Annotated in this window: 20 protein-coding genes and 2 pseudogenes; 11 read left to right on the plus strand and 11 right to left on the minus strand. The window is 67.9% G+C overall.

Features of this window, described 5'->3' with window-relative positions:
- The first annotated feature begins 17 nt into the window (after positions 1-17).
- Positions 18-461: a DUF305 domain-containing protein gene (locus tag VGE49_RS03930; RefSeq protein WP_331033277.1), complete on the plus strand. Its 444-nt coding sequence runs from the start codon at positions 18-20 to the stop codon at positions 459-461.
- Position 462: 1 nt separating this feature from the next.
- Entirely contained in the window at positions 463-933 is a 471-nt protein-coding gene (locus VGE49_RS03935; protein WP_331033278.1) for a hypothetical protein, read from the plus strand.
- 164 nt (positions 934-1097) lie between these two features.
- On the opposite strand, the gene VGE49_RS03940 is transcribed toward VGE49_RS03935, so the two are convergent.
- Positions 1098-3239, minus strand: a complete 2142-nt coding sequence (locus VGE49_RS03940) for a heavy metal translocating P-type ATPase (protein WP_331033279.1) — start codon at positions 3237-3239, stop codon at positions 1098-1100.
- A gap of 68 nt (positions 3240-3307) precedes the next feature.
- Here VGE49_RS03940 and VGE49_RS03945 point away from each other — a divergent pair, with 68 nt between their 5' ends.
- The gene (locus VGE49_RS03945) at positions 3308-3730 is read left to right on the plus strand and encodes a MerR family transcriptional regulator (RefSeq protein WP_331033280.1); all 423 of its coding nucleotides are present in this window, start codon (positions 3308-3310) and stop codon (positions 3728-3730) included.
- 1 nt (position 3731) lies between these two features.
- Here the strand turns inward: VGE49_RS03945 and VGE49_RS03950 are convergent.
- Positions 3732-4055, minus strand: a pseudogene (locus VGE49_RS03950) (YnfA family protein).
- Between the two features lie 153 nt (positions 4056-4208).
- Between VGE49_RS03950 and VGE49_RS03955 the strand changes: the two are divergent.
- Positions 4209-4388 (plus strand): annotated as a pseudogene (locus VGE49_RS03955) (NADPH-dependent FMN reductase); the annotation flags it as partial.
- A gap of 188 nt (positions 4389-4576) precedes the next feature.
- Here VGE49_RS03955 and VGE49_RS03960 read toward each other — a convergent pair.
- From VGE49_RS03960 to VGE49_RS03990, 7 genes are all read right to left on the minus strand, one after another.
- Positions 4577-7219, minus strand: coding sequence for an ABC transporter permease (locus tag VGE49_RS03960; RefSeq protein WP_331033281.1), 2643 nt, complete (start codon positions 7217-7219; stop codon positions 4577-4579).
- Positions 7220-7227: 8 nt separating this feature from the next.
- Positions 7228-7881, minus strand: a complete 654-nt coding sequence (locus VGE49_RS03965; protein WP_331033282.1) for an ABC transporter ATP-binding protein — start codon at positions 7879-7881, stop codon at positions 7228-7230.
- Complete coding sequence (locus VGE49_RS03970; RefSeq protein WP_331033283.1) at positions 7874-8548, minus strand: ABC transporter ATP-binding protein; 675 nt, start codon at positions 8546-8548, stop codon at positions 7874-7876. Before VGE49_RS03970 ends, VGE49_RS03965 begins: the two co-directional genes overlap by 8 nt.
- Positions 8539-9171, minus strand: coding sequence for a hypothetical protein (locus VGE49_RS03975; RefSeq protein ID WP_331033284.1), 633 nt, complete (start codon positions 9169-9171; stop codon positions 8539-8541). Before VGE49_RS03975 ends, VGE49_RS03970 begins: the two co-directional genes overlap by 10 nt.
- Positions 9172-9285: 114 nt before the next feature.
- On the minus strand, positions 9286-12345 hold the full coding sequence (locus tag VGE49_RS03980; protein WP_331033285.1) for an efflux RND transporter permease subunit: 3060 nt from the start codon (positions 12343-12345) through the stop codon (positions 9286-9288).
- Positions 12342-13361 (minus strand): efflux RND transporter periplasmic adaptor subunit, encoded by a 1020-nt coding sequence (locus VGE49_RS03985; protein WP_331033286.1) that lies wholly within the window; start codon positions 13359-13361, stop codon positions 12342-12344. The genes VGE49_RS03980 and VGE49_RS03985 overlap by 4 nt, the downstream gene beginning before the upstream one ends.
- A 41-nt stretch (positions 13362-13402) precedes the next feature.
- The gene (locus VGE49_RS03990; protein WP_331033287.1) at positions 13403-14593 is read right to left on the minus strand and encodes a TolC family protein; all 1191 of its coding nucleotides are present in this window, start codon (positions 14591-14593) and stop codon (positions 13403-13405) included.
- Positions 14594-14844: 251 nt separating this feature from the next.
- Here VGE49_RS03990 and VGE49_RS03995 point away from each other — a divergent pair, with 251 nt between their 5' ends.
- Positions 14845-15438, plus strand: coding sequence for a dual specificity protein phosphatase family protein (locus tag VGE49_RS03995; protein ID WP_331033288.1), 594 nt, complete (start codon positions 14845-14847; stop codon positions 15436-15438).
- Between the two features lie 278 nt (positions 15439-15716).
- On the opposite strand, the gene VGE49_RS04000 is transcribed toward VGE49_RS03995, so the two are convergent.
- Complete coding sequence (locus tag VGE49_RS04000) at positions 15717-16295, minus strand: hypothetical protein (protein ID WP_331033289.1); 579 nt, start codon at positions 16293-16295, stop codon at positions 15717-15719.
- A gap of 37 nt (positions 16296-16332) precedes the next feature.
- Here VGE49_RS04000 and VGE49_RS04005 point away from each other — a divergent pair, with 37 nt between their 5' ends.
- The 5 genes from VGE49_RS04005 to VGE49_RS04025 all read left to right on the plus strand — a co-directional run bounded on the left by VGE49_RS04005 (position 16333) and on the right by VGE49_RS04025 (position 23628).
- Positions 16333-17604: a TolC family protein gene (locus VGE49_RS04005; protein ID WP_331033290.1), complete on the plus strand. Its 1272-nt coding sequence runs from the start codon at positions 16333-16335 to the stop codon at positions 17602-17604.
- 2 nt (positions 17605-17606) lie between these two features.
- Positions 17607-18860: an efflux RND transporter periplasmic adaptor subunit gene (locus VGE49_RS04010; RefSeq protein WP_331033306.1), complete on the plus strand. Its 1254-nt coding sequence runs from the start codon at positions 17607-17609 to the stop codon at positions 18858-18860.
- A gap of 14 nt (positions 18861-18874) precedes the next feature.
- Entirely contained in the window at positions 18875-22060 is a 3186-nt protein-coding gene (locus tag VGE49_RS04015; protein WP_331033291.1) for an efflux RND transporter permease subunit, read from the plus strand.
- Positions 22061-22171: 111 nt separating this feature from the next.
- Positions 22172-22903 (plus strand): HupE/UreJ family protein, encoded by a 732-nt coding sequence (locus tag VGE49_RS04020; protein ID WP_331033292.1) that lies wholly within the window; start codon positions 22172-22174, stop codon positions 22901-22903.
- A 14-nt stretch (positions 22904-22917) separates the two neighbouring features.
- Positions 22918-23628, plus strand: a complete 711-nt coding sequence (locus VGE49_RS04025; RefSeq protein WP_331033293.1) for a transmembrane anchor protein — start codon at positions 22918-22920, stop codon at positions 23626-23628.
- A 23-nt stretch (positions 23629-23651) separates the two neighbouring features.
- Here the strand turns inward: VGE49_RS04025 and VGE49_RS04030 are convergent, their stop codons facing one another.
- The gene (locus tag VGE49_RS04030) at positions 23652-24986 is read right to left on the minus strand and encodes an MFS transporter (RefSeq protein WP_331033294.1); all 1335 of its coding nucleotides are present in this window, start codon (positions 24984-24986) and stop codon (positions 23652-23654) included.
- 85 nt (positions 24987-25071) lie between these two features.
- Between VGE49_RS04030 and VGE49_RS04035 the strand changes: the two genes are divergently transcribed.
- Positions 25072-25347, plus strand: a complete 276-nt coding sequence (locus VGE49_RS04035) for a metal-sensing transcriptional repressor (protein ID WP_331033295.1) — start codon at positions 25072-25074, stop codon at positions 25345-25347.
- Positions 25348-25750: the final 403 nt, after the last annotated feature.

The raw sequence follows: 25750 nt of genomic DNA on the forward strand, positions 1-25750 counted from the left end.
TATCAGGAGCGCAATCGATGAAACGCTTGAGCTGGCTCACCCTCGTCGCGGCCCTTCTGGGCGCGGCCGCCTTCGGCTTCGGCATGGTCTCCCGACAGGCTCCGCCCCGTCCCGATCGTCCCGTGGCGTCGACGCCCCAGCCCATCGACGAGCATGCCGGGCACGACGACATCCCCGGAGACGCCCTTTCCACCCGCGCCTTCAAGGAGGCCAACGAACGCCTGCATCAATCGATGAACATCCCCTGGAGCGGCGATCCCGATATCGACTTCATGCGGGTGATGATCGCGCAGCATCAAGGCGCTATCGCCCTGGCGCGGATAGAGGTGGAAAAGGGCTCGGACGCGGACGCCAGGGGCGTCGCGGAGGAACTGATCCGGACGCGTGAATCCGAAATCGTGCGCATGCGTCTCTGGATGGCGCGCCGTGAAACGGCAAGCACGACATCCCCAGGAGACTGACATGAGCCGCAAGGTCATCAGCGGAGGCGGCAGGCTTTCCATAAATTGGCGGCCGGGGCGCTACGGCAAGCGCATCCGTCCCATGAAGAGGGCCCGACACAAGCCCAGGCCCGTGCTCGACGGCTTCCTCCTGGTCCTGAACACCGTCTTCATCGCCAGCCTCGCCCTCTACCTCGCCATCGCCGGCTTCAATGTCGCCCGGATCCCCGTCTACGCCGCCTACGGCGTGGTTCTGCCGTTGTTCGCCTGCGGCAGCCTGTTCCTTTCGCCTCGCGGCCGCCCTGCGGCCGTCCAGGCCGCGCTTTTCACCCTCCTATGGGTCGCCGGCTCCGCCTTCCTTTTCGCGACGCGCAACGAGATGAACCCTTCAACCCACAACCATGGCCGGCCGCCGGCCTCAACGTCCCGACCGAAGCAAGCCGAGACGCCCCTGGCCCTCCCATCCGGCCGGCCTGCGCTCGAAAAGGAATGAAGCGCTCGACCTTCTCCCCTCGGCGCGGCATGCGCGTCCAGGACGGCGCCGGCTGGCTGGCTGGCTGGCTGCGGCCGCCTGGGCAGACCGCCCGGATCGCTCGCAAGGTGAAGACCGGAACCGGCAGGGTCGCCGCCGCGCCGGCGACCTGAAGCCCTACCTCGTCATTTCGGCTTCCATCCCAGAAGGCGCATGGCGTTGGCGGTCACCAGCACGGTCGCGCCCGTATCGGCGAGAATCGCCGGCCACAGGCCGGTGACGCCGATCACCGTCGTCACGAGGAAGACGGCCTTCAGGCCCAGGGCGATGGTGATGTTCTGGCGGATATTGCCCATCACCCCCTTCGACAGGACGATCATGTCGGGAATGTCCTGGACCCGGCCATGCAGGACCGCCGCATCGGCTGTTTCCAGGGCTACGTCGGCGCCGCCGCCCATGGCGACGCCAACGTCGGCGGCGGCGAGCGCCGGCGCGTCATTGATGCCGTCGCCGACCTTGGCGACGACAAGGCCCTCGGCTTGCAGCGCCTTGACGATGCCCTGCTTGTCCTGCGGCAGCAGTTCAGCTCGCGCTTCGACGTCCAAGCCTTCGGCGACCGCCGCCGCGGTGCGACGATTGTCGCCTGTCAGCATGACGGCGCGGATCCCCATGGCCTTGAGCCTGGCCAGACCCGCCGCCGCGTCCGGCCGCGCCTCGTCTCTCATGGCCAGGAAGCCAATGACCAGGCCGTCGACCACAACCACGGAAACCGTCTTGCCCGCAGCGTTGAAGCCCGAGATCGCCGCGTCCTGAGAGGCTGACAGCGGAGCGCGCCGGACGGCGGCCTGGGGCGACCCCAGAAAGACATGCGCGCCGCCCACGATCCCTTCGACGCCCTCGCCCGCGATCGCCCGCGCAGCGGAAGCCGATGGGATGGGCGCATTGTCGGCTTTCGCCCGCTCAAGGATGGCGAGAGCCAGAGGATGGCTCGACCCGGTTTCCAGAGCCGCCGCGAGCGATACCACCTCGGCGTCAGAACACCCGCTCGCCACGATATCGGTCACGACCGGCTTGCCGGAGGTCAGCGTCCCCGTCTTGTCGAAGGCGACGGCGGTGATCTTGCCCAGGGTTTCGAGCACGGCCCCGCCCTTCATCAGCAGCCCCCGCCGCGCGCCGGCGGAAAGCCCGGCGGCGATCGCCGCCGGGGTGGAGATCACAAGGGCGCAGGGACAGCCGATCAGGAGGATCGCCAGGCCCTTGTAGATCCACTCGCTCCACACGCCGCCGAACATGAGCGGCGGGACGGTCGCGACCAGGGCGCCGACGACGAGCACCAGGGGGGTGTAGATCTTGGAGAAGCGGTCGATGAACCGTTCGGTCGGCGACTTGGATTCCTGGGCCTCCTCCACCAGGCGCACGACCCGCGCAATGGTGTTGTCGGCCGCGGTCGCCGTGACCTCCACCCGCAGGACGCCGCCCACATTGATGGTGCCCGCGAAGACCGGGTCGCCGACCATTTTTCGCCTCGGCACGCTCTCCCCCGTCACCGGCGCTTCGTCGATCTCCCCCTCGCCCTCCACGACGGTCCCGTCGGCGGGCACGCGATCGCCGGGCCGCACGAGGATGACGGCGCCTATGGCGAGGCTTTCCGCCGGAACTTCGCTGACCTGGCCGTCGATCTCGACCAGGGCGGTCTTGGGCACCAGGTCGGTCAGGCCCTGTATGCTCTTGCGGGCCCGCCCGGCGGCGACGCCCTCCAGCATTTCGCCGATCAGGAAGAGAAGGACGACAGCCGCCGCCTCTTCAGCGGCGCCGATGAAGACCGCCCCGACCGCCGCGATCGTCATCAGCATCTCGATCGAAAACGGCGTCCCGAACCGCGCCGCGGTGATCGCGCGCCAACCGACGGGGACCAGGCCGACCGCCAGGGCGACCAGGAAGGCGCCCGTCGCCAGACTCGGGAACAGGGCGCCGAAGAGGTAGGCCGCGACCAGGGCGACGCCGCAGGCCGCCGTCAACCTGGCCTTGGGCGTCCACCACCAGGGACCGCGCGCCGTCGCATCGGACCGCGCGGCGCGTTCGCCGTTCGCCGCCGGCTCCAGCGGTGCGAGGATTTCGACGCCGTAGCCCAGGTTGCGCACCTGACGAAGCACCCCGTCCGACGCGAAGCCGTCGCCGTGCTGGACTTTCAGAACCCCCGTGGAGACGGCCACGGCGACATCGGTGACCCCCGGCAGCTTCCGCACCGCCGTATCGACCTTGGAGCCGCAGCCCGCGCAGTCCATGCCGGTCACGCGATACCGGGTTTCCAGGGTTTCCAGGATCACGAGGGACTCCTTGTTTCGAATGCCTGGCGACGCTACTTCCTCTAGCGACTAGAGGAGCAAGCGCTAAGATGAACCGGGGCGTGACGATCGGCGAAGCGTCGAGGGCCAGCGGGATCAAGATTCCCACGATCCGCTACTATGAGCAGATCCAGCTCCTGCCCTCGCCGCCCCGCACGGAGGGCAACCGGCGCTTCTATGACGACGGAGACCTGCGGCGTTTGCGGTTCATTCGACATGCGCGCGAACTCGGCTTCGAGATCGAACCGATCCGGGAGCTTCTGGCCCTGGCGGGGGCCCCCAATGCGCCTTGCGAGACAGCCGACAGCATCGCCCAGGCCCATCTCGCCGATATCGACCACAAGATCGCGCGCCTCACCGCCCTGCGGGTCGAGGTCGCCCGCATGGCGCAATGCCCCCATGGCTCCACGGCGGAATGCCGGGTGATCGAGGCGCTTGGCGACCACGGCGGCTGCCTGCACGACACGCACTAACCTAGGCGGTGCGAGGGCCAAAGAGGATGACGCCTGCGCCGACCAGACAGATCGACGCTCCGAGCAGGTCCCAGCGATCGGGCGTCTTCTGTTCGACCAGCCAGAGCCAGGCGATTGAGGCGAAGATATAGACGCCGCCTTAGGTGGCGTAGGCGCGGCCCGCCGCGTCGCTGTCGATCCGCGTCAGGAGATAGGCGAAGAGCGCCAGCGACAGAATGCCGGGCGCCAGCCAAAGCGGCGAGCGTTCCAGCCTCAGCCAGGCCCAGAAGGCGAAACAGCCGGCGATCTCCGCGATTGCGGCCAAGATGTAATAGAACCAGATCATGATCGGTGAAGCCCTGCTTGCCCGGAACTGGCCGCGGGCGCCGCCTTCAGTCCTTATTCTTGCAGCCGCAAGCGCCGTCCATGCGGCACATCGGCGCCGCGCGTAGCGGTCGGGCTAGGACGATCCCCGCCCCGAGAAGAAGGAGAACCGGCCCTGGGCCTCGGCCCGAACGATCACCCGCCCCGTATCCTGCTGCTCTACGGTTCGCTACGGGATCGCTCCTTTTCCCGCCTGTGCGTCGAAGAGGCCGCGCGCCTTCTGCGCTTCATGGGTTGCGAAACGCGCATCTTCGATCCGTCCGACCTGCCTCTGACCGATCAGATCGACGACGACCAGCTGGTGGATCGCTAATCGGAGCGAACGGCCTCGGGCGTGCTGATCGACGCGGCCAATAATCTGTCCGCCATCGCGATCAGGTCGATCACATCCAGGAATGCGACATTCGCCAAGCCCAACGTGCAACATCCAGGCGAGGCTAGGGACAGACTCTCTATCGGCCCAGCCCATCATCATGTCGCTTCTCATATCGTCCGCAACGCCTCGATCGTCCCCCGCCGGGTGATGTTGAGCGCCACGAGCACCGCGATCACGGTCGATAGGCAGCCCGCAGCCGCGAGGACGAGCAGATAGGGCCATGAGATGGCGAGCGACTGAGGCGGCGGATCGAAAACGCCGGTCAGCATGGTCACGAGCATCTGGGCGATGCCGAAGCCCGTGGCGGTCCCGAGGATCATGCCGACGACCAGAACGATGAGCCCCTCGGTCCACAGAAACGCGCCGAGTTGCTTGCCGGTGGCGCCCAGGGCCGCCAGCACCGCGAAGTCGCGCCGCCGCTCGATCAGACCCAATCCCAGCACCAGCCCGTTGGCCCCGGCGATCAGCAGGATCGCGAACGACAGTTCGATCCAGGTCAGTCCATGCAGGTCCACGGCGGTGAGGCTCGAACTGATGGTGCGCTGCACCGAGCCGAGATCGGTGACCTGAGCCCCGGGAAGCGAGACGACCGCCCGCCGCACCGCCGCCGCAAGCTCGGTCGGCGGCGTCTTGCCCCGGATCAGCACGACTTCCTGAGCCGCGTCTCCGGTCTGTTGAGCGATATAGTCGGCGTTGGCGACGACGAAGGAATCGTGAGGCGCGGTGGGGAATTCGCGAACGACGCCGATGAAGCGGAACGGCACGGGGTGGTATTGATGGTCCGTCGCGCTCTGCAGGCGAAGGTTGATGACGTCGCCGACATGGAGCTGAAAATCGTTGACCGTCTCCTGCGACAGCAAGGCGCCGTCCCGGTGCGACGCCAGGTCAGCCATGGTCGCGCGGGCGTCGTTGTTGGCGAAGAAGGCGTTTGAGAGATCCGTGGCGTCGCCGATGGTGAGCGGATCAATGCCGTAGAGGTCCTGGAGATCGTTGCCGACATAGGTGAACCGGTGCGTCATCGCCCGCGCGGCGCTGACGCCGGGAACCATGGCGATGTCCGCCAGGAGGCGTCCGGCGGGATAGGCGGTCGACCCGGTGACGGTGACATCGGCGCCGTTGGTGAGCTCGGCGTCCACGTTCGACTGCACATTGTAGGTGGTGTTGAAGACCGCCGTCGAAACCGCGAACGAGAAGGCCAGGGTCGTCAGGACGACGCCGCGGGTAATGAGCCGCGCCTGCCGCGACACGGAGGCGGCCACGACCGGCGCCAACGAACCATTGATCGGTCTGAAGAGACTCGCCACGAGAGAGCGGCCCGCGACAAGGCCATGCCGAAACAGTCGCGTCGTCAGCAGGCCGACCCCGATCCACAGCGCGAGCGGCGCGACGAAGGCTTCATAGGAGACCGACGTCTGCGCGACGCCTTCCGGCGCCAGCACGATCTGGTAGCCGGACGCCGTGGCGCGCCAGTAGACGACGCCCGCGAGCACGAGCAGGATCACGTCAATCCAGGTCTTCTCCCAGAACGGCGTCTCGGCGCGCCCGACGCGTGTTCGGCCAGCCTGGGCCGGCGGCGTCCTAGCCTCCCGCCAGGCGGGAATGGCCACGGAAGCCAGCGCCGTCAGAACCCCGATCCCCAGGGCCGCCGCAGTGACAACCGCCTGTCGGGGGCCGAGCGCCAGATCGACCATCCATCGACTGACGATCCAGACCAGACCGAGCGCGAGGACGGCCGCCAGCGCCGAAACGACCAACGCCTCAAGCGATTGGAGCCTGAGGATGCGCGCTGTCGTCGCGCCCCGCACGCGCAGCAAGGCCTGCTCCCGGCGACGCCGATCCCCGCCCACGGCGCTGACCGCGAAGGTCAGGATGATGGCCAGGATCGCGCCCGGAAGGCCCAGAAAGAGGAACAGGACGCGGGCATAGAGGGCGTCCTCGCGCACCCCGTCGAGCCGGGCTGCGAGATTGTCGCCGACGACGGCGGCACCCGCGGCGCGGGCCTCGAAATTGCGCGCCAGTTGCTGGACATAGACAAAGGCGGCGCCCGGGTCTGGCGGCAGGGCGTGCTCAAGCCTGACGTGGAACTGAATGCGCGCGGCGGCGGAGGGACCTGAAGTTTGCGGCCCGAACCACTGGCGCCACGTCGCCATTGGCACGACCATGACATTGTCGGGCGGCGCCTGAGGCGCGGCGGCGGCGACGACGCCGACCGCCTGGAACAGGGAATCGGCCTGCGGCAGGTCGATCACGCCATCGATCCGCGCCGTGACCGGCGGCAGCCCCGCTCGCATGATCGAAACCGTGTCGCCGACGCCGACGTGAAGGTTGGCGGCCGTCTGCTGCGCGATCAGGACGCCGTCCGAGCGGCCGAGCATTGGGCGCAGCTCGCCCGGGAAGTCGCTCCAATAGCTCGGCGCGACGCCCAGCACCCTGCCCTCGCCGGTCGTCTGGGTCGTGCCGCCGCCGCTGGCGGTGAACCCCGACACCGTCGCATAGCCGACCGGCTCGATGGTCCGTGTTCGAACGTCATGACGCAAAAGCTGCTCGACCGCGTCGGGGCTGGCGCCGTTCGCGACCTCGACCTGCCAGTCCACGGGCACGTCGCCCAGCGCGCGGCGGGTCATCGTCGCCGCGCTGGAATCGATGAAGATGCCCAGGATCGCGAGGAGCGCGACGGTAAGGCTGATGCCGAGCGTCGCCGGCAGCATCTGGCCCGCGCGACGCCGAACAAGCCCGAAGAGCCAGATCAAGCTCGCGCTCATGCCAGCACCCCGTGATCCATCCGCCACTGCGTCGCCATGCGGCCGGCGACAAAGGGGTCATGGGTGGCGACGACCAGCGCCGCGCCGGTCCCTCGCAGATGCAACTCCATCAGGTCGAGCAGATGCCCGGCGGTCGCGTGGTCGAGCTGGCCGGTTGGTTCGTCGGCGAGGATCAGGTCCGGCCGGGTGACAAGGCTGCGGGCCATCGCCACGCGCTGCGATTGTCCGCCGGAGATTTCCTCGGGCAGCTTGTCGGCGATCGCGGTCAGCCCCAGGGCTTCGAGCATGGCCGAGGCCTCGCGTCTCGCCTCGGCGGCGTCCGCCCCGGCGAGAAGCCTCGGCGCCTCGATGTTCTCAAGCACCGTGAGCGGCGACATCAGACTTTCAGACTGAAAGACGAAGGCGACCTTCGAGGGCCTTAGCCCGTGCCGGTCGCCCAGGGCGGGCCAGCGCACGACGCCGCTGGTGGGTTCGTCGAGCCCGGCGAACAGATGAAGCAGCGTGGACTTGCCGCTGCCGGAGGGACCGACCAGGGCGATGCGGTCGCCGCGTTCGATCCGGCAGGTCGCGTGCTTCAGGGCGATCACGTTTCCGCCCGCGCCCTGGAAGACGCGGCCCGCATCGATCGCCTCGGCCAGCACCTCAGCCATCAGCGACCCTTCCGTCGTCGAGCCGCACGGTGCGGTCAGCGCGGCTCGCTATGGCTTCGCTATGGGTGACGATGAGCGACGCCCCGCCGTCCGCGCGGTGGCGGTCGAAGATGGCGAGGATGCCCTGTTCGGTCTCGCTGTCGACCTCGCCCGTCGGCTCGTCGGCGATGATGATAGGCGGCCGGGGGGCCAGCACCACGGCCAGTCCAGCGCGTGACGCCTCCCCGCCAGAAAGCTGCGAGGGATAGGCCTGGCCGCGCGCGCCAATGCCCACGAGGTCGAGCACTTCGTCGATCCTCGCCGTGTCGCTCTGACCGGCGAACCTCATCTTGAGCGCCACGTTCTGGCGAACCGTCAGGTGATCGAACAGATTGCCGCTTTGCAGCAGCAGGCCGATCATCCTTGATCGGATCAGGGTGCGCGCCGCTTCGTCGCAGCGGGTCAGGCGCTCGCCGTTCACATAGACGAAGCCGCCGTCAGGCTCGTCGAGACCCGCCAGACAGGCCATCAAGGTCGACTTTCCACTCCCCGAAGGACCGACCACGGCGACCATCTCGCCGGGGTTCACGACAAGGCTGACGCCCCGGAGCGCGAGCGTCTCTTCGTCTCCGATATGGTAGAATCGGTAGAGTTCCCGCGCCTCGATCGCCGGAGGCGCTACTGCCATCGGAAGCTGCGCGACATGCGGGTCCACTGATCCACGTTGTCCGCGCCCTGCGGGGCCCACAGCGTCAGCGTCGCCATCTGGCCCTTGTTGAAGAAGAGGAAGGCCTCGTTCTCCAGGCGCACGCGATTGTTGGTCACGGCGTTCGGCTCCGAGTTCGACGTGTAGCGGATGACCACGGCCTTCCCGGCCGGCAAGGTCACGGCCGACACGTCGGTGATCTTCACGGCGCGACCCGAGGCGGTGATGCGCGCCGCTTCGCTGGCGCGCGCGCTGGCGAGGGTCGGCGCGGCCGTCGCCGGGGCAAGGGCGACGCTGACGCCGTCGAACCTCTGCACGAAGGCGGCGTCCGAGCCATTCTCCGTGCGCGACCACCCTTCTGGGACATCAAGCCGGTATCCGCCTGCAGCCGACTGATAGCTTACGAAGACCTGCGAGTCGGGAATGTCGCCCGGCGGATTGACCTCGGGCGCGACGGCGGTCTCGGTCGACGCAATGGGCGCTTCAGGGCTGGCCGCCGCAGGGGGCGACGCGGTCGGCCCCCCAGCCTGTTTCGCCGGCTCCGGCTGCCGCTGCGTGCAGGCCGCCAGCGAGGCGAGAAGGACGATGGAAATCAGCCCGCGCATTGGCGCCTCGTGATTGGTGATTCTGGGGCCGATCATCCAGCGCCAGAACAGTGTGATGTACCGAAATCGGCGCGTCGGTCGTAACGTCCGACGGCCTGGATAGTTGCCCCTCGATCACGATGCTCGACGGGCTGTTCCCTTTGCGGCCGCGAGCCTGGCGTAGAGCGCCGGCGCGAAGATCAGGATCAGCGGCACGCCCGCCAGCAGACCGGTGATGATGGCGATGGCCAGGGGCTTCTGCATCGCCGAGCCCTCCCCCAGACCCAAGGCCAAGGGCGACAGAGCCAGAATGGCGATCATCGCCGACATCAGAATGGGCCGCAGACGCGCGCGCCCCGCCGCGATCAGAGCCTCGGCGTCCGGGCGCTGATCCGACGGCAGTTCGGACAGGTAGAAGACGCCCAGTTCGGCCACGATGCCGATCACCATGGTCAGGCCCATCATCGCCGAGATGTTCAACTCGGTCCCCGTCGCCCACAGGCCGAGGAAGACGCTGGCCGCCGACAGGGCCAGGGTGACGATGATGCCGACCACCGCCGGCCAGCTGCGGAACAGATAGAGGAAGAGCATCCCCACCAGCATCAGGGCCGCGACGAAGACGACGGCCAGGTCGCGGAAGGATTTCTGCTGCTCGGCATAGAGGCCGCCGTATTCGACGCGCACGCCAGACGGCAGGTTCAGGCGGGAAACAGTCTGCGACACCTCCCGCATGGCCGAGCCGAGGTCGCGTCCTTCAAGCCGCGCGGTGACGGCGACCAGGGGCTGAAGGTTCTCGCGGGTGATCTGCGGCTGTCCCGGAGAGATCGCCAGGGTGGCCACGCGCTTCAGCGGCAGGGCATGGCCGTCCGGCGCCCGCAACGGCAGGTCCTGCAAGGCGCGCACGCGGTCGCGCAGCGTGCCCTCGGTCCAGACGCGCACGCCGACCAGTTTCTCGCCCTCCTGAATCTGGCCGATGACGGTTCCGCCGATCAGTTGCTCCAGCTGGCGGGTGACGGCCTCGGGGTCCAGTCCCTCCAGCGCGGCAGCGGGGCGGTCGACGGTGATGGTCACGGCGTCGCCGGCGACGCGCAGGCCGCCCTCGATCTCGACCACGCCGCGGATCTTGCCGATGGCCTCGACCACCATGGGCGAAGCGGCCTTCAACGCCTCCTCGTCGGGGCCCAGCAGCTTGACCTCGATGGGCTGAGGCACGGCGGTCAGGTCGCCGATCAGGTCCTCCATCAGCTGCGCTGTCTCAATGGTCAGGCCGGGCGTCGTGGCCTCGACCCGGCTGCGCACATCGGCCGTCACCTCGTCGATCGGACGACGTCCATGGGCTTTCAGGCGGACAAAGAAGTCGCCCTCGTTGGCTTCGGACAGCCCTCCCCCCAGTTGCAGACCGGTGCGGCGCGAATAGCTTTCGACGTCGGGGGTCGCCTGCAGAATAGCCTCGACCTGACGCAGCAGGCGATCGGTCTCGGCCAGCGAGGTTCCGGGCGCGGCGCGGTAGTCGAGGATGAAGCCCCCCTCGTCCATGCGGGGCATGAAGCCCGAGCCGAGACGGGTGTAGGCGAAGCCGCCGACCACCAGCACGATCAGGCCGATGATCAGGGCGAACCGCCCCGGCGTTTCCAGAATGCGCCGCATCAGCTTTTCATAGCGCGCGCCCAGCCGATCAAGGACGGCGCCGGCCTTCTCGGCCTGTTCGACATCGCGCGCCCTAACCCACTTGTCGGCCAGCAGAGGCGCGACGAACAGGGCGAACGCCAACGAGATGATCAGGGCCGCCGACATGGTCACGGCCAGGGCCTGGAAGAAGCCGCCCGTCACGCCCCCCAGAAAGGCCAGGGGCGTAAAGACCAGCACGGTCGCCAGGGTTGAGCCGATCAGGGGCCGCGTCATCTCGGACGCCGCCACCAGCACGCCGCCGGAAGCGGCCCGGCCGCCGTCGCGATGCTGCTCCTGCAGCCGCCGCATCAGGTGCTCCAGCATGACCACGGCGTCATCGACCACCAGACCCACGGCGGCGGCCATGCCGCCCAGGGTCATCATGTTGAAGCTCATCCCCATCAGGCTCAGGACAATCGTCGTCACCGCCAGCACGACCGGCAATAGCAGGGCGACGATCAGCATGAAGCGCAGACTGCGCAGGAAGGCGAACAGGACCAGCCCCGCCAGCAAGGCCCCCAGCAGGATGGCGTCGCGCACGCTGCCCGCCGCCGCCGTGACCAGTTGGGACTGGTCGTAGAAGGTGACGATCTGCACGTCCGGCGGGGTTTCGGCCTTGAAGGCCTCGATGCGCCGCCGCACCTCCTTGACCAGGGCGACGCTGTTGGCGTCGGGCGTCTGGCGGATGTTCAGCAGGACGGCGTCGCGCCCCTGGGAGGTCACGCGGGTCCATTGCGGCGTCTGACGGGTCACGACCTCGGCGATGTCGTCCAGCTCGACCACGCCGCGCGCGCCGGTCTGGATCACCGTGTGGCGGATGTCGTCGATGCCCTTCAGCCGGTTGTCGGCCAGCACCAGATAGAGGCGATAGCGGTCCTCCAGCCGGCCTGTCGCGACGACCACATTGTTGGACGACAAGGTCTTGGCCAGATCCTCGACCGACAGACCCAGAGCCTGAAGCCGGGCCGGATCGGCCAGCACCTGATACTCCTTCTCCTGCCCGCCCAGCACATCGATAGCGGCCACGCCGGGCACCGAGGATAGCAGCGGCGCCAGTTGAAGTTGGCCGAAATCGCGCAGGGCCACCTGATCGCGGGACGACGACACCAGGGCCAGCCCCAGAACGGGGAAGACGGTCGGGTCCATGCGTCGGACCTCGAACCGGACGCCCGGAGGCAAGTCTGGCAGGACCCCGTTGATGGCGGATTCAGCCTGAAGGGTCGCGGCGACCATGTCGGCGCCCCAGGCGAAGTTGACTGACAGCTCCGCCGAGCCCCGACTGCTGGTCGAGCGCACGCTGACCACGCCCGGCACCGTGCGCAGGGCCCGCTCGACCGGCCGCGTGACCTGATTGACCATCTGGTCGGCGGGGCGGTCGCCCGCCTCGACCGAGACGACGACGCGCGGAAAATCAATATGAGGAAACAGGCTGACCGGCAGACGCACGGCCGTCGCCGAGCCCGACAGGGCCAGCAGGACGAAGACTAGGACGATGAAGCGGCCCTGCCCGCTCAGCCAGCGACTCATGGTTTGGCCGCCGGGCGGGCGGGCGTCTCGCGCGTGGTCATGCCGTCGGACAGGGACGGACCGCCCTCGACCACGACCCGGTCGCCGGGACGCACTCCCTCGGACAACTGAACCGCGTCGGCCTGCTCCAACCCGACGACGACCGGCCGCCGCGCGGCGATGTTGCGGCTGACGACGTAAACATAAGGCTGGTCGCCCTCGTAGAGGACGGCGGCGCGCGGCACGACGACGGCGTTGCTCTGAACCCCGACGACGATCTCGCCCTTCAAGGCCTCGCCCGGCAGGACCGGACTGCCCGACGGCAGGGCGACGATCACCGCCGCCAGACGGGTCGCGGGATCGACGCGGCGATCCACCGAGGCCGCGCGCGCATCGACGGCCGCGCCGTCCTCGTGCAGCCCGGTCAGGCGGATCGCGGCGCCCGGCTGGATGCGCTGGGCGTCCTCGACCTCAACCCCCAGCCGGGCGTTCAGCAGGCGCGTGGAGGCCACACTGGCGACCAGACCGCCGGCCGCGACCAGCGTCCCCGGGCTGGCCGGAAGATTGTCGATCACCCCCGCCACGGGCGCGGTCAAGGTCACGCGCCCGCCGCCCGTCAGGCGCCGCAGATTATTGCTAGCCTCGCGCGCCGTGGCGGCGGCGGCGACAGCGGTCGCGACCTCGGCGTCCGAGGCGAGACCGTCGGCGCGCAGACGCTGCAGCCGCGCCGCCTCGGCCCCCGCGACGGCGGCCTCCCGAGTGAACCGGTCCAGATCGAGGCGGGTCGCCGGGCTGGCGATCAGGGTGACGATTGGCTGGCCGACGTGCACAGCCTCGCCCAGATTGACGTGTACCTGCGCCACCTGGGCCTCGAAGGTCGCGGTCAGGGTGCGGGCGGCCGATGGGTTGAACTCGGCCTGGCCATAGGCGGTGATAGTCTCCTCCAGCGCCTTTGTTTCGGCCAGGGCTGTGCGGATGGCGGCCGTAGGCGGCGTGGTCTTCTCGGCCGGCTTCGAGCAGCCTGCCAGCCCGGTCATGATCGCGAGACAGAGCGTCGAGACGCTGATGATGGAAGGCTTCATCTGATCAAGGTCCCCGACGCCAGTTCCAGCGCTGTCCATTGTTCGGCCAGCGCCTGATCAAGGGCCGCCAGGGCGATCTCCTTGTCCGTCAGGGCCTGACGCGCCGTCTCGGCGGTGATCAGGGCGACATCGCCCCGCGCCCCGGCCCGTTCAAAGGCCTCAACCGTCTGGCGCAGCGGAATGACCTGCGCCGCCAGTTCGTCGCGCTGATGCAGGCCGACGGCATAGGCGCCGACCAGGGCCGCGACCTCGGACCGCATGGCGAACAGGCGCGCTTCATATTCCGCCCGCAGCTGCTCGCGCGTGGCCTCCTCCACCGCGATCCCGCCTTGATTTCGGTTCCACAGCGGCAGATCAAAGCTCACGGCCAGGCCGTTGGTGCGCACAGCCCCCGTGTCGCGCGCGGCGTTGAGCGACAGGTTCAACCGCGGATACTGCATCAAGAGGGCCGACCGCAGCGCCGCGTCCTGCGCTTCATAGCCCGCGCGCAGGGCCGCCAGATCGAGACGCCGGATATAGGCCCCCTCGATCAGCCCTGCCGCGTCGGGCGCCGCCCCTGCCCGCGCCCCCGGCGCCGCCAGAGCAATGACAAACGCCGGCGACAGGCCGAGGGTCGCGTTCAACTCGAACCGCGCCGCCTGCAGGTCGCGCTCGACCGTCCGGGCGCGATCGCTGGCGTCAGCGGCGGCCAGACGGCGAGCTTCCAGATCATTGGCCGACAGGTCGCCTCGCGCCACCGCGCGCTGCTTGAGCGGCCGTGCGTAGAGGCTGGACGTATCCAGCCCCAGACCGGCGGCGACCGCATCCACCAGTCCCGGGCCCGACACGGGGTGATCGAGGCTGAACGAGAACTGCGGGTCCGGCAGCAGCCCCGCGTCGAACACCTGGGCGTCCGCCACGCCCAGCCGCGCGCGCTGGGCGCGAATATCAGGATTGGCGAGGACGGCGATCAGGCCCAACTGGTCCGGCGTCAAAGGCCCGGACAGATCCACGGGCGCCGGCGATAGAGGCAAATTCAGACGAACCGCCTCCGCCGCCAGATCAGCAGCGCTCGGATCAGCCGACGGCGCCGACGGCAGGTCAGCCGGGCGATAGCTGACGCAGCCCGCCAACCCGCTCAGAGCCAGAGCGAGGACGCCTGCCGTCAGCCCGAGCGTCGCCGCCCCGCGCATCCGCCCTCTGGTCATCCCCTCCGCCTCTCCCGAGCCGTCGCGACGCTGCTACCGAGCGGACGATCCGCCGTACTGATGGAAGTGAAATACGCTTCGCTCCCACCGACAAGCGGTAACGCGTTTGAGGCAGAGTTTCGCGACGTCCGCTACCCCGGACGAAACGAGTCGCTCTACATACAGTTCCGCTTGAAGAATGGGCCGGGCTCCAGCCGGACGCTGCGATGCAGTTCTCGGAAAAACGCCGCAATCCAGAGGCACGCTAGGACATGATCTTGTTTCACAAGGCGGGACGCGGCCTGAAGCTGACGCTTCGGCTAATCGGCGTCGTCCTCGGCGTCGGCCTCCTCTCCATCCTCACCTATGCCGGAACGCTGGCGGCCACCGGCAATTTCCACACCGTGGCGCCGGGCGAAGTCTATCGCGCGGCGCAACCCTCGGCCGCCGCCATTACCGATTATCAGCGTGAGCACGGCGTGCGCACCATCATCAATCTGCGCGGCGAGAACCGGGGTGCCGCCTGGTATGATACCGAGGTCGCAACGGCCCAGCGGCTCGGCATCCAGCACATCGACTTCAGGATGTCCGCCCGACGCGGGATCACCAAGGAAGAAGCCTGGCGGCTGATCCAGGTCATGGAACAGGCGCCCAAACCCCTGTTGATCCACTGCGAGTCCGGTGCCGACCGATCAGGCCTCGCCTCGGCCCTCTACCTGGCCGCGATCAAGCACACCGGCGAAGAGATCGCCGAGCGACAGCTGTCGATCCGATACGGCCATATCGCCTCGCCCTCCGCCAAGGGCTGGGGCATGACCGTCACCTTCGAGGACATGGAGCCATCGCTCGGGTACGAGGAGAGCTAACCCCGAGGAGGCCGCTGCGGGGCACGAAGCAACCGCCGAGAAGCAAACGTTCTGAAGGTCAAAGATGAGTCAGACTCGGTCCTTCAGTAACATGGTCTAGCGCGCCCTAAGGGGACCAGCGCAGGCGCGCCGACGTGGACGATCCTGAGAACTATTTGTCCTTGGTTGGGTGGGCAGCTTGATGGGACGGAATGTCCGCATTTCGGCCGGAGGCCAAAGTCGCAAGTCGATGGCGGGTTCAACTGATCGCGGCAACACATTCGACGACCAGACAGCCTTCAAGAGCGCCTGCGACCTTCACAGCGTTGCATCGCAGACGATTTCCCACTAACGAAATTCGATCGAGGAATTTCGATTTGCCACGCTTGCTCCGCCTCCTTTGCGTCTGCCTGGGCGTGACCGTCATGGTCGCGGTGCAGATGCATGGCGTGGTCAATAGCCAGCACCGCATCGAGCACGGTCTTCAGTTCCCCGGCGTCACCTTCGAGGACGCGTCGGATCTGGCCCACGATCATGCCCCTGAACACGGCCACAGCCATGACGCCGCCGACGATGCGCCCTCCGACGCCACCGTCGACGTCGCCGTCGCCGATGAAGGCGGAAAGACGCCTTTCAGCCATCACCACCACAACGGCGGCGACATTCATGTCGCCCTGGCCGCGCCCGTCCATCCGACCGCATCGGGGATGATAACCGCGCTTGATCTCGGTCCAGCGCCGGACGCCCTGCCTCCGGGGGCGCTTCTCGACGCCCCGCACCAACCTCCCAGACAGAACGCCTGATCGCCTGAAAAGCTGATCCTGCGCGGCCTCTCGGCCGTGCGTGTCCTGTTGGAGATATCCCTTGAAACCTTCCATGTCCGGTCCTGCCGGATGGCGAGGGCGAGGCGCGGCCATGTCCGCCCTCACGCTCGTCCTGACGGCGGCTTCGTCGCCGCCTGCCATCGCGCTTGTCCAATCCCCGCCGTCAGTCGTGACGGCGGGCTCCGGGCAAGTCCTCGCTCTTGAGACTGCGCTTCGGCGCGCCGCCGAAGCCGATCCGGCGAGGCCAGGCCTCGACGCGCGCCTTCGTGCTGTCGAAGCCGGCGTTCGTCAGGCTGACCTTCGGCCCAACCCCACCCTGGGCCTGATGGTCGAGAACCTGCCGACGCTCGGCGGGGGCGACATCCTGGGGCGGACCGAAACCACCCTGACCTACGAGCAAAGACTCGAACGCGGCGGCGACCGTCCGGCTCGCACCGGTCTGGCGCAAAGCGAGGGCCTGCTGGTTCTCGCTCACGCCCGGATTGCGCAACTGGACCGCCTGGAGGCGGTGCAGCGCGCCTGGGCCGACGTCATGGCGGCTGACGCCCTGCTGGAGATCGCCCGCGAACGGCTTTCGCTGGCCGAGCGCTTCCAGACCGAGGTGCAACGTCGGGTCAACGCGGCCCGAGACCCGCTGTTCGCCGGAGCCCGCGCCGAAGCCGAACTCGCCCAGGCCCAGATCGATTTCGATCAGGCCGAGATTGCGCTTCGCGTGGCGCGCATCGTCCTGGTCAAGTTCTGGGACGGAGGCGCCGACTTTACTCTGATGCGTTCCGACTTCGAGGACACCAGCGCCGCGCGCGTCGCCGCCGGCGAGGTGGCATCGACGGACCTGGAGGCGTTTCGCGCCCGTCAGGCCATCTCCGACGCCCAGGTTCGGCTGGAGGAAGCCCGCGCCGTGCCTGACCCCACGGTCAGCGTCGGCGTCCGGCACATCTGGGACAACGAGGTCGCCCTCGTCTTCGGCGGATCAATCCCGCTGCAGCGCTACGACCGGAACCAGGGCGCCATTGATCGCGCCCGCGCCGAAGGGGTGGCCGCCCAGGCCGACCAGAACGTGCTCCGACTGGAACGCGAACGCGAGATCGCCCGCCTGCAGGTCCAACTGCTGGCGCGGGCGAACGAAGCCCGACGCATCGCCGAGGAAACCCTGCCGCAGGCGCAACGTGCCGTGACCCTGGTCCGGGACGGCTTCGCGCGTGGTGGCTTCACCTACAACGACGTGATGAGCGCTCACACCGCGCTCCTGCAGACCAAGGCCCGCCGGGTCGCGGTGCTGCAGACCTTCCACAACGACCGCGCGCGGCTGGACCGCCTGACCGGCGCGCATGCCGACCTGCTCGGCCAGGAGACCCAACCATGAAGATGTCTCGCACTTCAGCGACCGCGCTGGGCGGGGTCCTGACCGCTGTGGCCCTGACGCTGGCCGCCTGCAGCGGCGGGGATCAGGCCGCCAAGCCCGAGGGCGAAGCGGCCGCCGCCGCCGACTACGAGCGCGGGCCGCACAACGGCCGCCTGCTTCGCGACGGCGACTTCGCCATCGAGGTTACCATCTTCGAAGAAGGGCCGGAGCCGCTGTTCCGCCTCTACCCCTATCTGAAGGACAAGCCGCTCGATCCGAAGCTGGTTCAGGCCAGCATCGCCTTGAGCCGCCTCGGTCCGAAGGTGGATCGCTTCACCTTCACGCCGGAGAACGACTATCTGGCCAGTCCCGGCGTGGTGTCCGAGCCTCACTCCTTCGACGTCTCGGTCGCCGCCACGCAGGCAGGCAAGCGTTCAGCCTGGTCCTATCAGTCCTATGAGGGCCGGACCGTCATCGGCGCCGACGCCGCCCGCGCCGGAGGCGTTACGACCCAGCAGGTCGGTCCCGCCGTCCTGGGTGAGACCCTGCCGCTGAGCGGTCGGGTCGAGATCACACCCGAAGGCCAGGCCGAGGTGCACGCCCGCTATCCGGGCCGCGTCATGTCCATGAGCGTCCAACTGGGTCAACGCGTCTCGCGCGGCCAAGTCGTCGCGCGCGTGGAATCCAGCGAGAGCCTGCAGACCTACGCGATCACGGCCCCGATCTCCGGCGTGATCACCGCCAAGAACGTCAACCCCGGCTCGATCACCGGCAATGGTGCCCCCATGCTGGTGATCGGCGACCCGACCCGCCTGCACGCGGAGTTCTTCCTCTATCCGCGCGACGCCGAACGGGTTCGTGTCGGTCAACGGGTCGAACTCAAGAGCCTGGCCGGCGAGCACACGGCCAGCGGCGTCATCGAGGCGATCCTGCCGTCGGACGACGTCCTCAGCCAAACCCTCGTCGCCCATGTCGATCTGCCCTACCAGGGCGGCGTCTGGCGGCCGGGCCTCGGTGTGGCAGGCATGGTGCAGGTCGGCGAAGGCGAGGTTCCGCTGGCGGTGCGCACCAAGGCGCTCCAGCCGTTCCGCGACTTCACTGTGGTCTATGCCAAGGTCGGCGACACCTATGAGGTGCGGATGCTCGAACTGGGCCGTCGCACCGAAGAATGGACCGAAGTCCTGGGTGGCATCGAGCCAGGGACGACCTACGTCGTCGACGGCGCCTTCCTCATTCGCGCGGACATCGAGAAGTCCGGCGCGAGCCATGACCACTAGGGGGATGCGGCATCATGCTTGAACGCATCATCAGCCTGTCGATCCGGCATCGCTGGGTCGTGCTGGCGCTGGTCCTCGTGTCGGCGGTCATCGGCGTCTGGAGTTTCCAGAAGCTGCCGATCGACGCCACGCCCGACATCACCAACGTCCAGATTCAGATCAACACGGAGGCGCCCGGCTATTCGCCGCTGGAAGCCGAACAGCGCATCACCTTCCCGGTCGAGACGGCCGTGGCGGGCGTGCCGGGCCTGTCCTACACGCGCTCGGTCTCGCGCTATGGCCTGAGCCAGGTCACGGTCGTGTTCGAAGACGGAACGGACATCTACCGGGCGCGCCAACTGGTGAACGAGCGGCTGCAAACCGCACGCGGCCAGTTGCCTACCGGACTGTCGCCGGAACTGGGGCCGATCGCCACCGGCCTGGGCGAAATCTTCATGTACACGATCGAGGCCAAGCCGGGCGCCCGCAAGGCGGACGGCACGCCTTACACGCCTGAAGACCTTCGCACCCTGCAGGACTGGGTGATCCGTCCGCAGATGCGCAACACGCCCGGCGTCACCGAGGTCAACACCATCGGCGGCTTCGAACGCCAGTACCACGTCACGCCTCGCCCCGAACGTCTCGCCGCCTACGGCGTGACCATGGACGAGGTCGTGTCGGCGCTGGAGCGCAACAACGCCAATGTCGGCGCCGGCTATGTCGAGCGCTACGGCGAGCAGTGGCTGATCCGCGTGCCGGGTCAGGCCGCCACGACGCAGGACCTGTCCAACATCGTCATCACCACGCGCGGCGGCGTTCCAATCCGCATCGCGGAGGTGGCTGAGGTCGGCCTGGGTGAGGAACTTCGTACCGGCGCCGCCACGGAGAACGGCAAGGAAACCGTGCTGGCGACCGTCCTAATGCTGGCTGGTGAGAACAGCCGCGTCGTCGCCCAGGCGGCGTCGGCCCGCCTTCAGGAAGCGGCGAAAGCCCTGCCGGACGGCGTGATCGCCTCGCCCGTCTATGACCGCACCGACCTGGTCGAGCGCGCCATCAAGACGGTCGAGAAGAACCTGATCGAGGGCGCTCTGCTCGTGGTCGTGGTTCTGTTCCTGCTGCTGGGCAACTTCCGAGCGGCCCTGATTACGGCGGCGGTCATCCCCATCACCATGCTGATGACCATCACCGGCATGGTGCGCACGGGCGTCTCGGGCAATCTGATGAGCCTTGGGGCGCTGGACTTCGGCCTGATCGTCGACGGCGCCGTCATCATCGTTGAGAACTGCCTGCGTCGTTTCGCAGAGGCCCAGCATCAACAGGGCCGCCTGCTGACCCGCGAGGAACGCTTCTCCCTGGCGGGGCAGGCGTCCAGCGAAGTGATCCGACCGTCGCTATTCGGCGTCCTGATCATCACCCTGGTCTATGTGCCGATCTTCGCGCTGGACGGCGTGGAGGGCAAAACCTTCCACCCGATGGCGATCACCGTGGTGATCGCCCTGACCGCCGCCCTGGTCCTGTCGCTGACCTTCGTGCCGGCGGCTGTGGCCATGTTCGTCACGGGCAAGGTTCAGGAGAAGGACAGCTTCCTAATGCGCTGGGCGCGCACCGGCTACCAGCCGGCGCTCGACTTCGCCTTGAGGACACGCGTGGTGATGGTGGCGATCGCCATCGCCCTGGTCGCGGGCGCGGCTCTGGTCGCTTCGCGCATGGGGTCGGAGTTCGTGCCGAACCTGGACGAAGGCGACATCGCCATGCACGCCCTGCGTATTCCGGGCACCAGCCTTAGCCAGGCCATCGAGATGCAGACCGTTCTCGAAGCCCGTCTGGCCAAGTTCCCGGAGGTCGAACGGGTCGTCGCCAAGATCGGCACGGCGGAGGTCGCCACCGACCCGATGCCGCCCTCGGTCTCGGACACCTTCATCCTGCTGAAGGACCGCAAGGCATGGCCCGATCCCCGCAAACCGAAACTCCAGCTCGTTCGCGAGATGGAAGAGGCGGTGAACGAGGTGCCCGGCAGCAAGTACGAGTTCACCCAGCCTATCCAGATGCGGTTCAACGAACTGCTGTCCGGGGTTCGCTCCGACGTGGCCGTCAAGGTCCACGGGGACGACCTGGACCAGCTTGTGGCGCTCGGCTCCCAGATCGAGGAGATCGTCGGCTCCGTTCGCGGCGCCGCCGACCCTCAGTCCGAGCAGGTCACCGGCCTGCCCATGTTGCAGATCACGCCCAACCGGGACGCCATCGCGCGCCTGGGCCTGAGCATCGATGACGTCCAGTCGGTGATCTCCACCTCCATGGGCGGGGCCACCGCGGGGCAGATTTTCGAAGGCGACCGACGTTTCGACATCGTCGTCCGCCTGCCCGAAGACCTGCGCCGCAACACCGACGCCATCGGCCGCATCCAGGTGCCGCTGCCTGGCGCCAATGGTCAGCCGCGCGGATTCGTGCCGCTCAGCGAGATCGCCGTGATCGCGCTGGAGACCGGCCCGAACCAGATCAGTCGCGAAGACGGCAAGCGCCGGATCGTGGTCACCGCCAACGTCCGCAATCGCGACCTCGGCTCCTTCGTCGGCGAGGTCCGTGAGCGGGTGGACCAGGAGGTCGATCTGCCCGCGGGCTACTGGGTCTCCTACGGCGGCACGTTCGAACAACTGATCTCGGCCGCCAAACGGCTGCAGCTGGTCGTTCCGGCGGTCCTGCTGCTGATCTTCGGTCTGCTGTTCGCCCTGTTCCGCTCCTGGCGGGACAGCGCCATCGTCTTCTCCGGCGTGCCCCTGGCGCTAACCGGCGGGGTGGCGGCGCTGGCGCTGCGGGGCCTGCCCCTGTCGATCTCGGCCGGCGTCGGCTTCATCGCCCTGTCGGGCGTGGCCGTGCTGAACGGGGTGGTGATGGTCAGCTTCATTCGAGGTCTGATCGAAGAGGGCAAGCCCGTCGGACAGGCCATTCGAGAAGGGGCGCTGACGCGTCTGCGTCCGGTGCTCATGACGGCCCTGGTCGCCAGCCTCGGCTTCGTGCCGATGGCGGTCAACGTCGGCGCCGGCGCGGAGGTCCAGCGTCCGCTGGCCACCGTGGTCATCGGCGGGATCGTCTCCTCGACGATCCTGACCCTGCTCGTGCTCCCGGCCCTCTACAGCCTGGTGCACGGGCGTGACGCCCCGAGCGACCGGCCCAGGCCCGCCTGGCTGGACCACCTGCCCTTCCGCCGTCGTCGCACGCTCTGAGGCGACCGGCCGCCCCGCCAGGGGCGGCCGGTCATCAGCGCCCCTCCCTCTTCGTCGACGGCCGCCGATGACGGCGACCGTCGCTTCTCCCCTTCAATCGCAAGGATGCACATGACTTCCGCACCCTGCCGCGACCGACTGTCGTGGCTTCGATCACCCTGGACCCTGGCGGTCCTTGTGGTCGGCCTTCTCTTCCTTGAAGGCCTGCTCAGCCAGGTCCTCGCCCACGGCGTCGCCGCGGGCGACAAAGGCTACATCCAGGAGACCTCCGGCTTCCTGTTCTGGCCCTTCGTCTATCTGGGGGCCAAGCACATGGTCACCGGCTACGACCACCTGCTGTTCCTGTTCGGCGTGATCTTCTTCCTCTACCGGATGAAGGACATCGGCATCTATGTGACGCTGTTCGCCATAGGCCACTCGTCGACCCTGCTGCTCGGGGTGCTGATGAACATCAATGTCTCCAGCTATCTGGTCGACGCCATCATCGGCCTGTCGGTCGTCTACAAGGCCCTGGACAATATGGGCGCCTATCAGAGGTGGTTCGGCTTCCAGCCCTCCACCAAGGCGGCCACGATGATCTTCGGCCTGTTCCACGGCTTCGGTCTCGCCACCAAGCTGCAGGACTTCCAGCTCTCGCCCGACGGCCTGCTGTGGAACCTCGTCGCCTTCAACATCGGCGTCGAGATCGGACAACTGCTCGCCCTGGGCGGCATCCTCATCCTGATGGGTTTCTGGCGCCGCACGGACGGCTTCTGGAAGCACGCCTATCTCACCAACGTCGTGCTGATGACGCTCGGCTTCATTCTGACGGGCTACCAGCTCGTCGGCTTCTTCGTCATGTGATCGGAGACACCCTCATGTACAACGCAAACCGTCCCGCCAAAGCCGACCTGCCCTCCACGGCCCAACTGCTGAAGTCCACCGGCATCGCCGCCGTCGTCGCCTCCGTCCTGCTGGTCACCGTCGTCCTTCCCGCCGAATACGGCGTCGATCCCACCCGCATCGGTTCGGTGTTCGGCCTGACCGAAATGGGCCGGATCAAGCGCCAACTCGCCGAGGAAGCGGCGGCCGACGCCGCAGCCGACGCGGCCGCGGCCAAGGCCGCGCCTGTTTCTCAGGACTCGTCTCCCGCAGCCGCAGCCCCGACCGCCCCGCCGGCCGAAGCGGCCCCTGTGCCGCAGACTCCGTCGGCGGCGTCCCCCAACGCCGCTTCAACGACGCCCTCGGCGTCATCCCCCGCAGCCCAACCCGCCGCAAAATCCGACCGCACCTCGATCACGCTCGAGCCGGACGAAGGCGCGGAGGTGAAGCTGGTCATGAAGAGCGGCGCACGGGCCAACTTCACCTGGGCGTCCGACGGCGGGGCCGTGAACTATGACACGCACGGCGACGGCGCCGGCATATCCTACCATGGCTACGGCAAAGGTACGGAGCAGCGCCTCAGCGGCGTGCTGACCGCCGCTTTCGACGGCAAGCACGGTTGGTTCTGGCGCAATCGCACGGATGAAGCGGTCACGATCACCCTGACCACCTCGGGCAATTATGAGAAGGTCGAGTTCATAGACTGAGGCTCGTCCCGCCGCCTTCCGCCTCAGCGTGCGGAAGGCGGCCACCTCCGGTGATGGTCGTCGATCACGACAGGGTGGGCGTGGGCGGTGGCCGCCGCGTCGGGGCGCATGCCTTCATCAAGGTGTTCATGATCCGGCTCCAGATCGGCGTGATCATGCAGCAGATTCAGCGGATCATGCGCAGGCCAGATGACAAGCGCCAGGATCGCGCCGAGGCCGCTCAGCGCCGCCAGCACGATGAAGGCCGCCTGAGGATCCGCCTCGGCCGACACCAGGCCCGCAACGGGATAGGCGATCAGCCAGCAGGCGTGCGACAGGGCGAACTGGGCGGCGAACAGCGCAGGCCGTTCACCGGCCGTCGATGACCGCCGCAGGGCGCGGCCCGCCGGGGTGATGGTCAGGGAGTAGCCGAACCCCATGACGATCCAGAGTGCAATCAGCACCGGGTAGCTTCGGGCGAACAGCGCGCCGGCGACCAGCACCGCCGTCATCAGCAAGGCGCCTGACACCATGGCGCTGCGATCCGTCACGCGCTCCAGCACCTTCGGCAGGAATACGGCCGCCGTCATCGACCCGCCGCCGAACGCCGCCAAGGCCCATGCCGTCGCCTGCTGCGACAGGCCGAAGTTCGACTGCACCAGGACGACGGTATTGACGAAGACCATGGCGCCCCCCGCCGCCGTCGCCAGACTGACCGCCAGCAGTCCGCGCAGTCGGGGCGTCAGGACGAACAGCTTCACGCCGCCGGTGAGACGGCGCAGGAAAGGCAGGGTCTGGGCCGTCGAGAGCCGAGGCAGAACCGCCGTCACCACGAACCCGGCGGAGAGGATGAAGCCGAGCGCCGTGCCGACGAACAGGTTGTGATAGCTGATGACGGACAGCAGCACGGCCGCCAGCACCGGGCTGGCGACGCTCTCCAGATCGGCGGCCAGTCGGGAAAGTGACAGGGCCTTGGTGTACTCGCCCTCATCCTCCAGCAGGTCAGGGATCATGGCCTGGAAGGCCGGCGTGAAGGCGGCGGAGGCGACATAGAGCACCGTCATCAGGCCATAGACCTGCCAGGCTTCGTTGACGAAGGGCAAGGAGGCCGCCACGGCGGCGCGCACCACGTCCAGTGAAACCAGCAGGGTCTTGCGCGGCAGCCTGGAGGCCAGGGCGCTGGCGAAGGGCGCCACGCCGACATAGGCGATCATCTTGATCGCCAGGGCGATCCCCAGGACTTCGCCCGCTCCGGCGCCCGCCAGATCATGGGCCAAGAGGCCCAGAGCCACGGTCGCCATGCCGGTCCCCAGCAGGGCCGCGACCTGGGCGATGAACAGGTGACGATAGGCGGCGTGCTTGAGCGGCGAGAACATCATGGGTCTTTCCAAGGCGGCGGCTTCACACGCCTCCTGCGGTCCTTCGTCATTTGACCTATCCCTACCGGGGGGATAGGTCAAACCCATGGCACACATCTCTCATGCGTCGCACCCCGACGTCATCAAGCGCCTCAAGCGGGCGGAAGGTCACATTCGGACTGTCATCCAGATGATGGAGGACAAGCGCGCCTGCCTTGATCTCGCCCAGCAGCTTCACGCTATTGAAAAGGCGGTTGCGGCCGCAAAGAAGACCCTGATCCACGACCACATCGATCACTGCCTGGCGCATGCCGCTGACGGCGATCCTGTCGAAGCGCGACAGGCGATGGCGGAATTCCGAGAGATCACGAAATACCTGTGACAGGTCTGCAGGCGGCCCGGCTGACGAGCCGCAGCCCATATCGCCACGCGGCGAATTGGAAACGGCCCGGGCAGCCCGCAGGAGGGCGATAGACGGGAAACCGGGCCGTCGCCTCGATCCGGAGGGCGGAAGAGGGTTCTCCGCAACGCCGCGGCCTATCCGAGGTTCCTCCTCCCGATTTGGCGCCCCTCCGTCGAGCGCGTGAGTGGATCGATTGAAGGACCAGGTCGGCGTCTTCCTTCCCCTGCCCCGGCCCGACCACCAGCGGCTTCACGCGCCTCATCGGGCAGATCGCCCAGCAAGTCGTTCGACATCCCAAAGTCGAAATGAAGCGACCGTCGCCGGTCGTCGCGTGACTGGGAAAGCCACACCAAACCCCACGCCCCACAGCCTCGGAAGGCTG

The sequence above is a fragment of the Brevundimonas sp. genome (assembly GCF_036405315.1).
In the GTDB taxonomy this organism is placed as follows: domain Bacteria; phylum Pseudomonadota; class Alphaproteobacteria; order Caulobacterales; family Caulobacteraceae; genus Brevundimonas.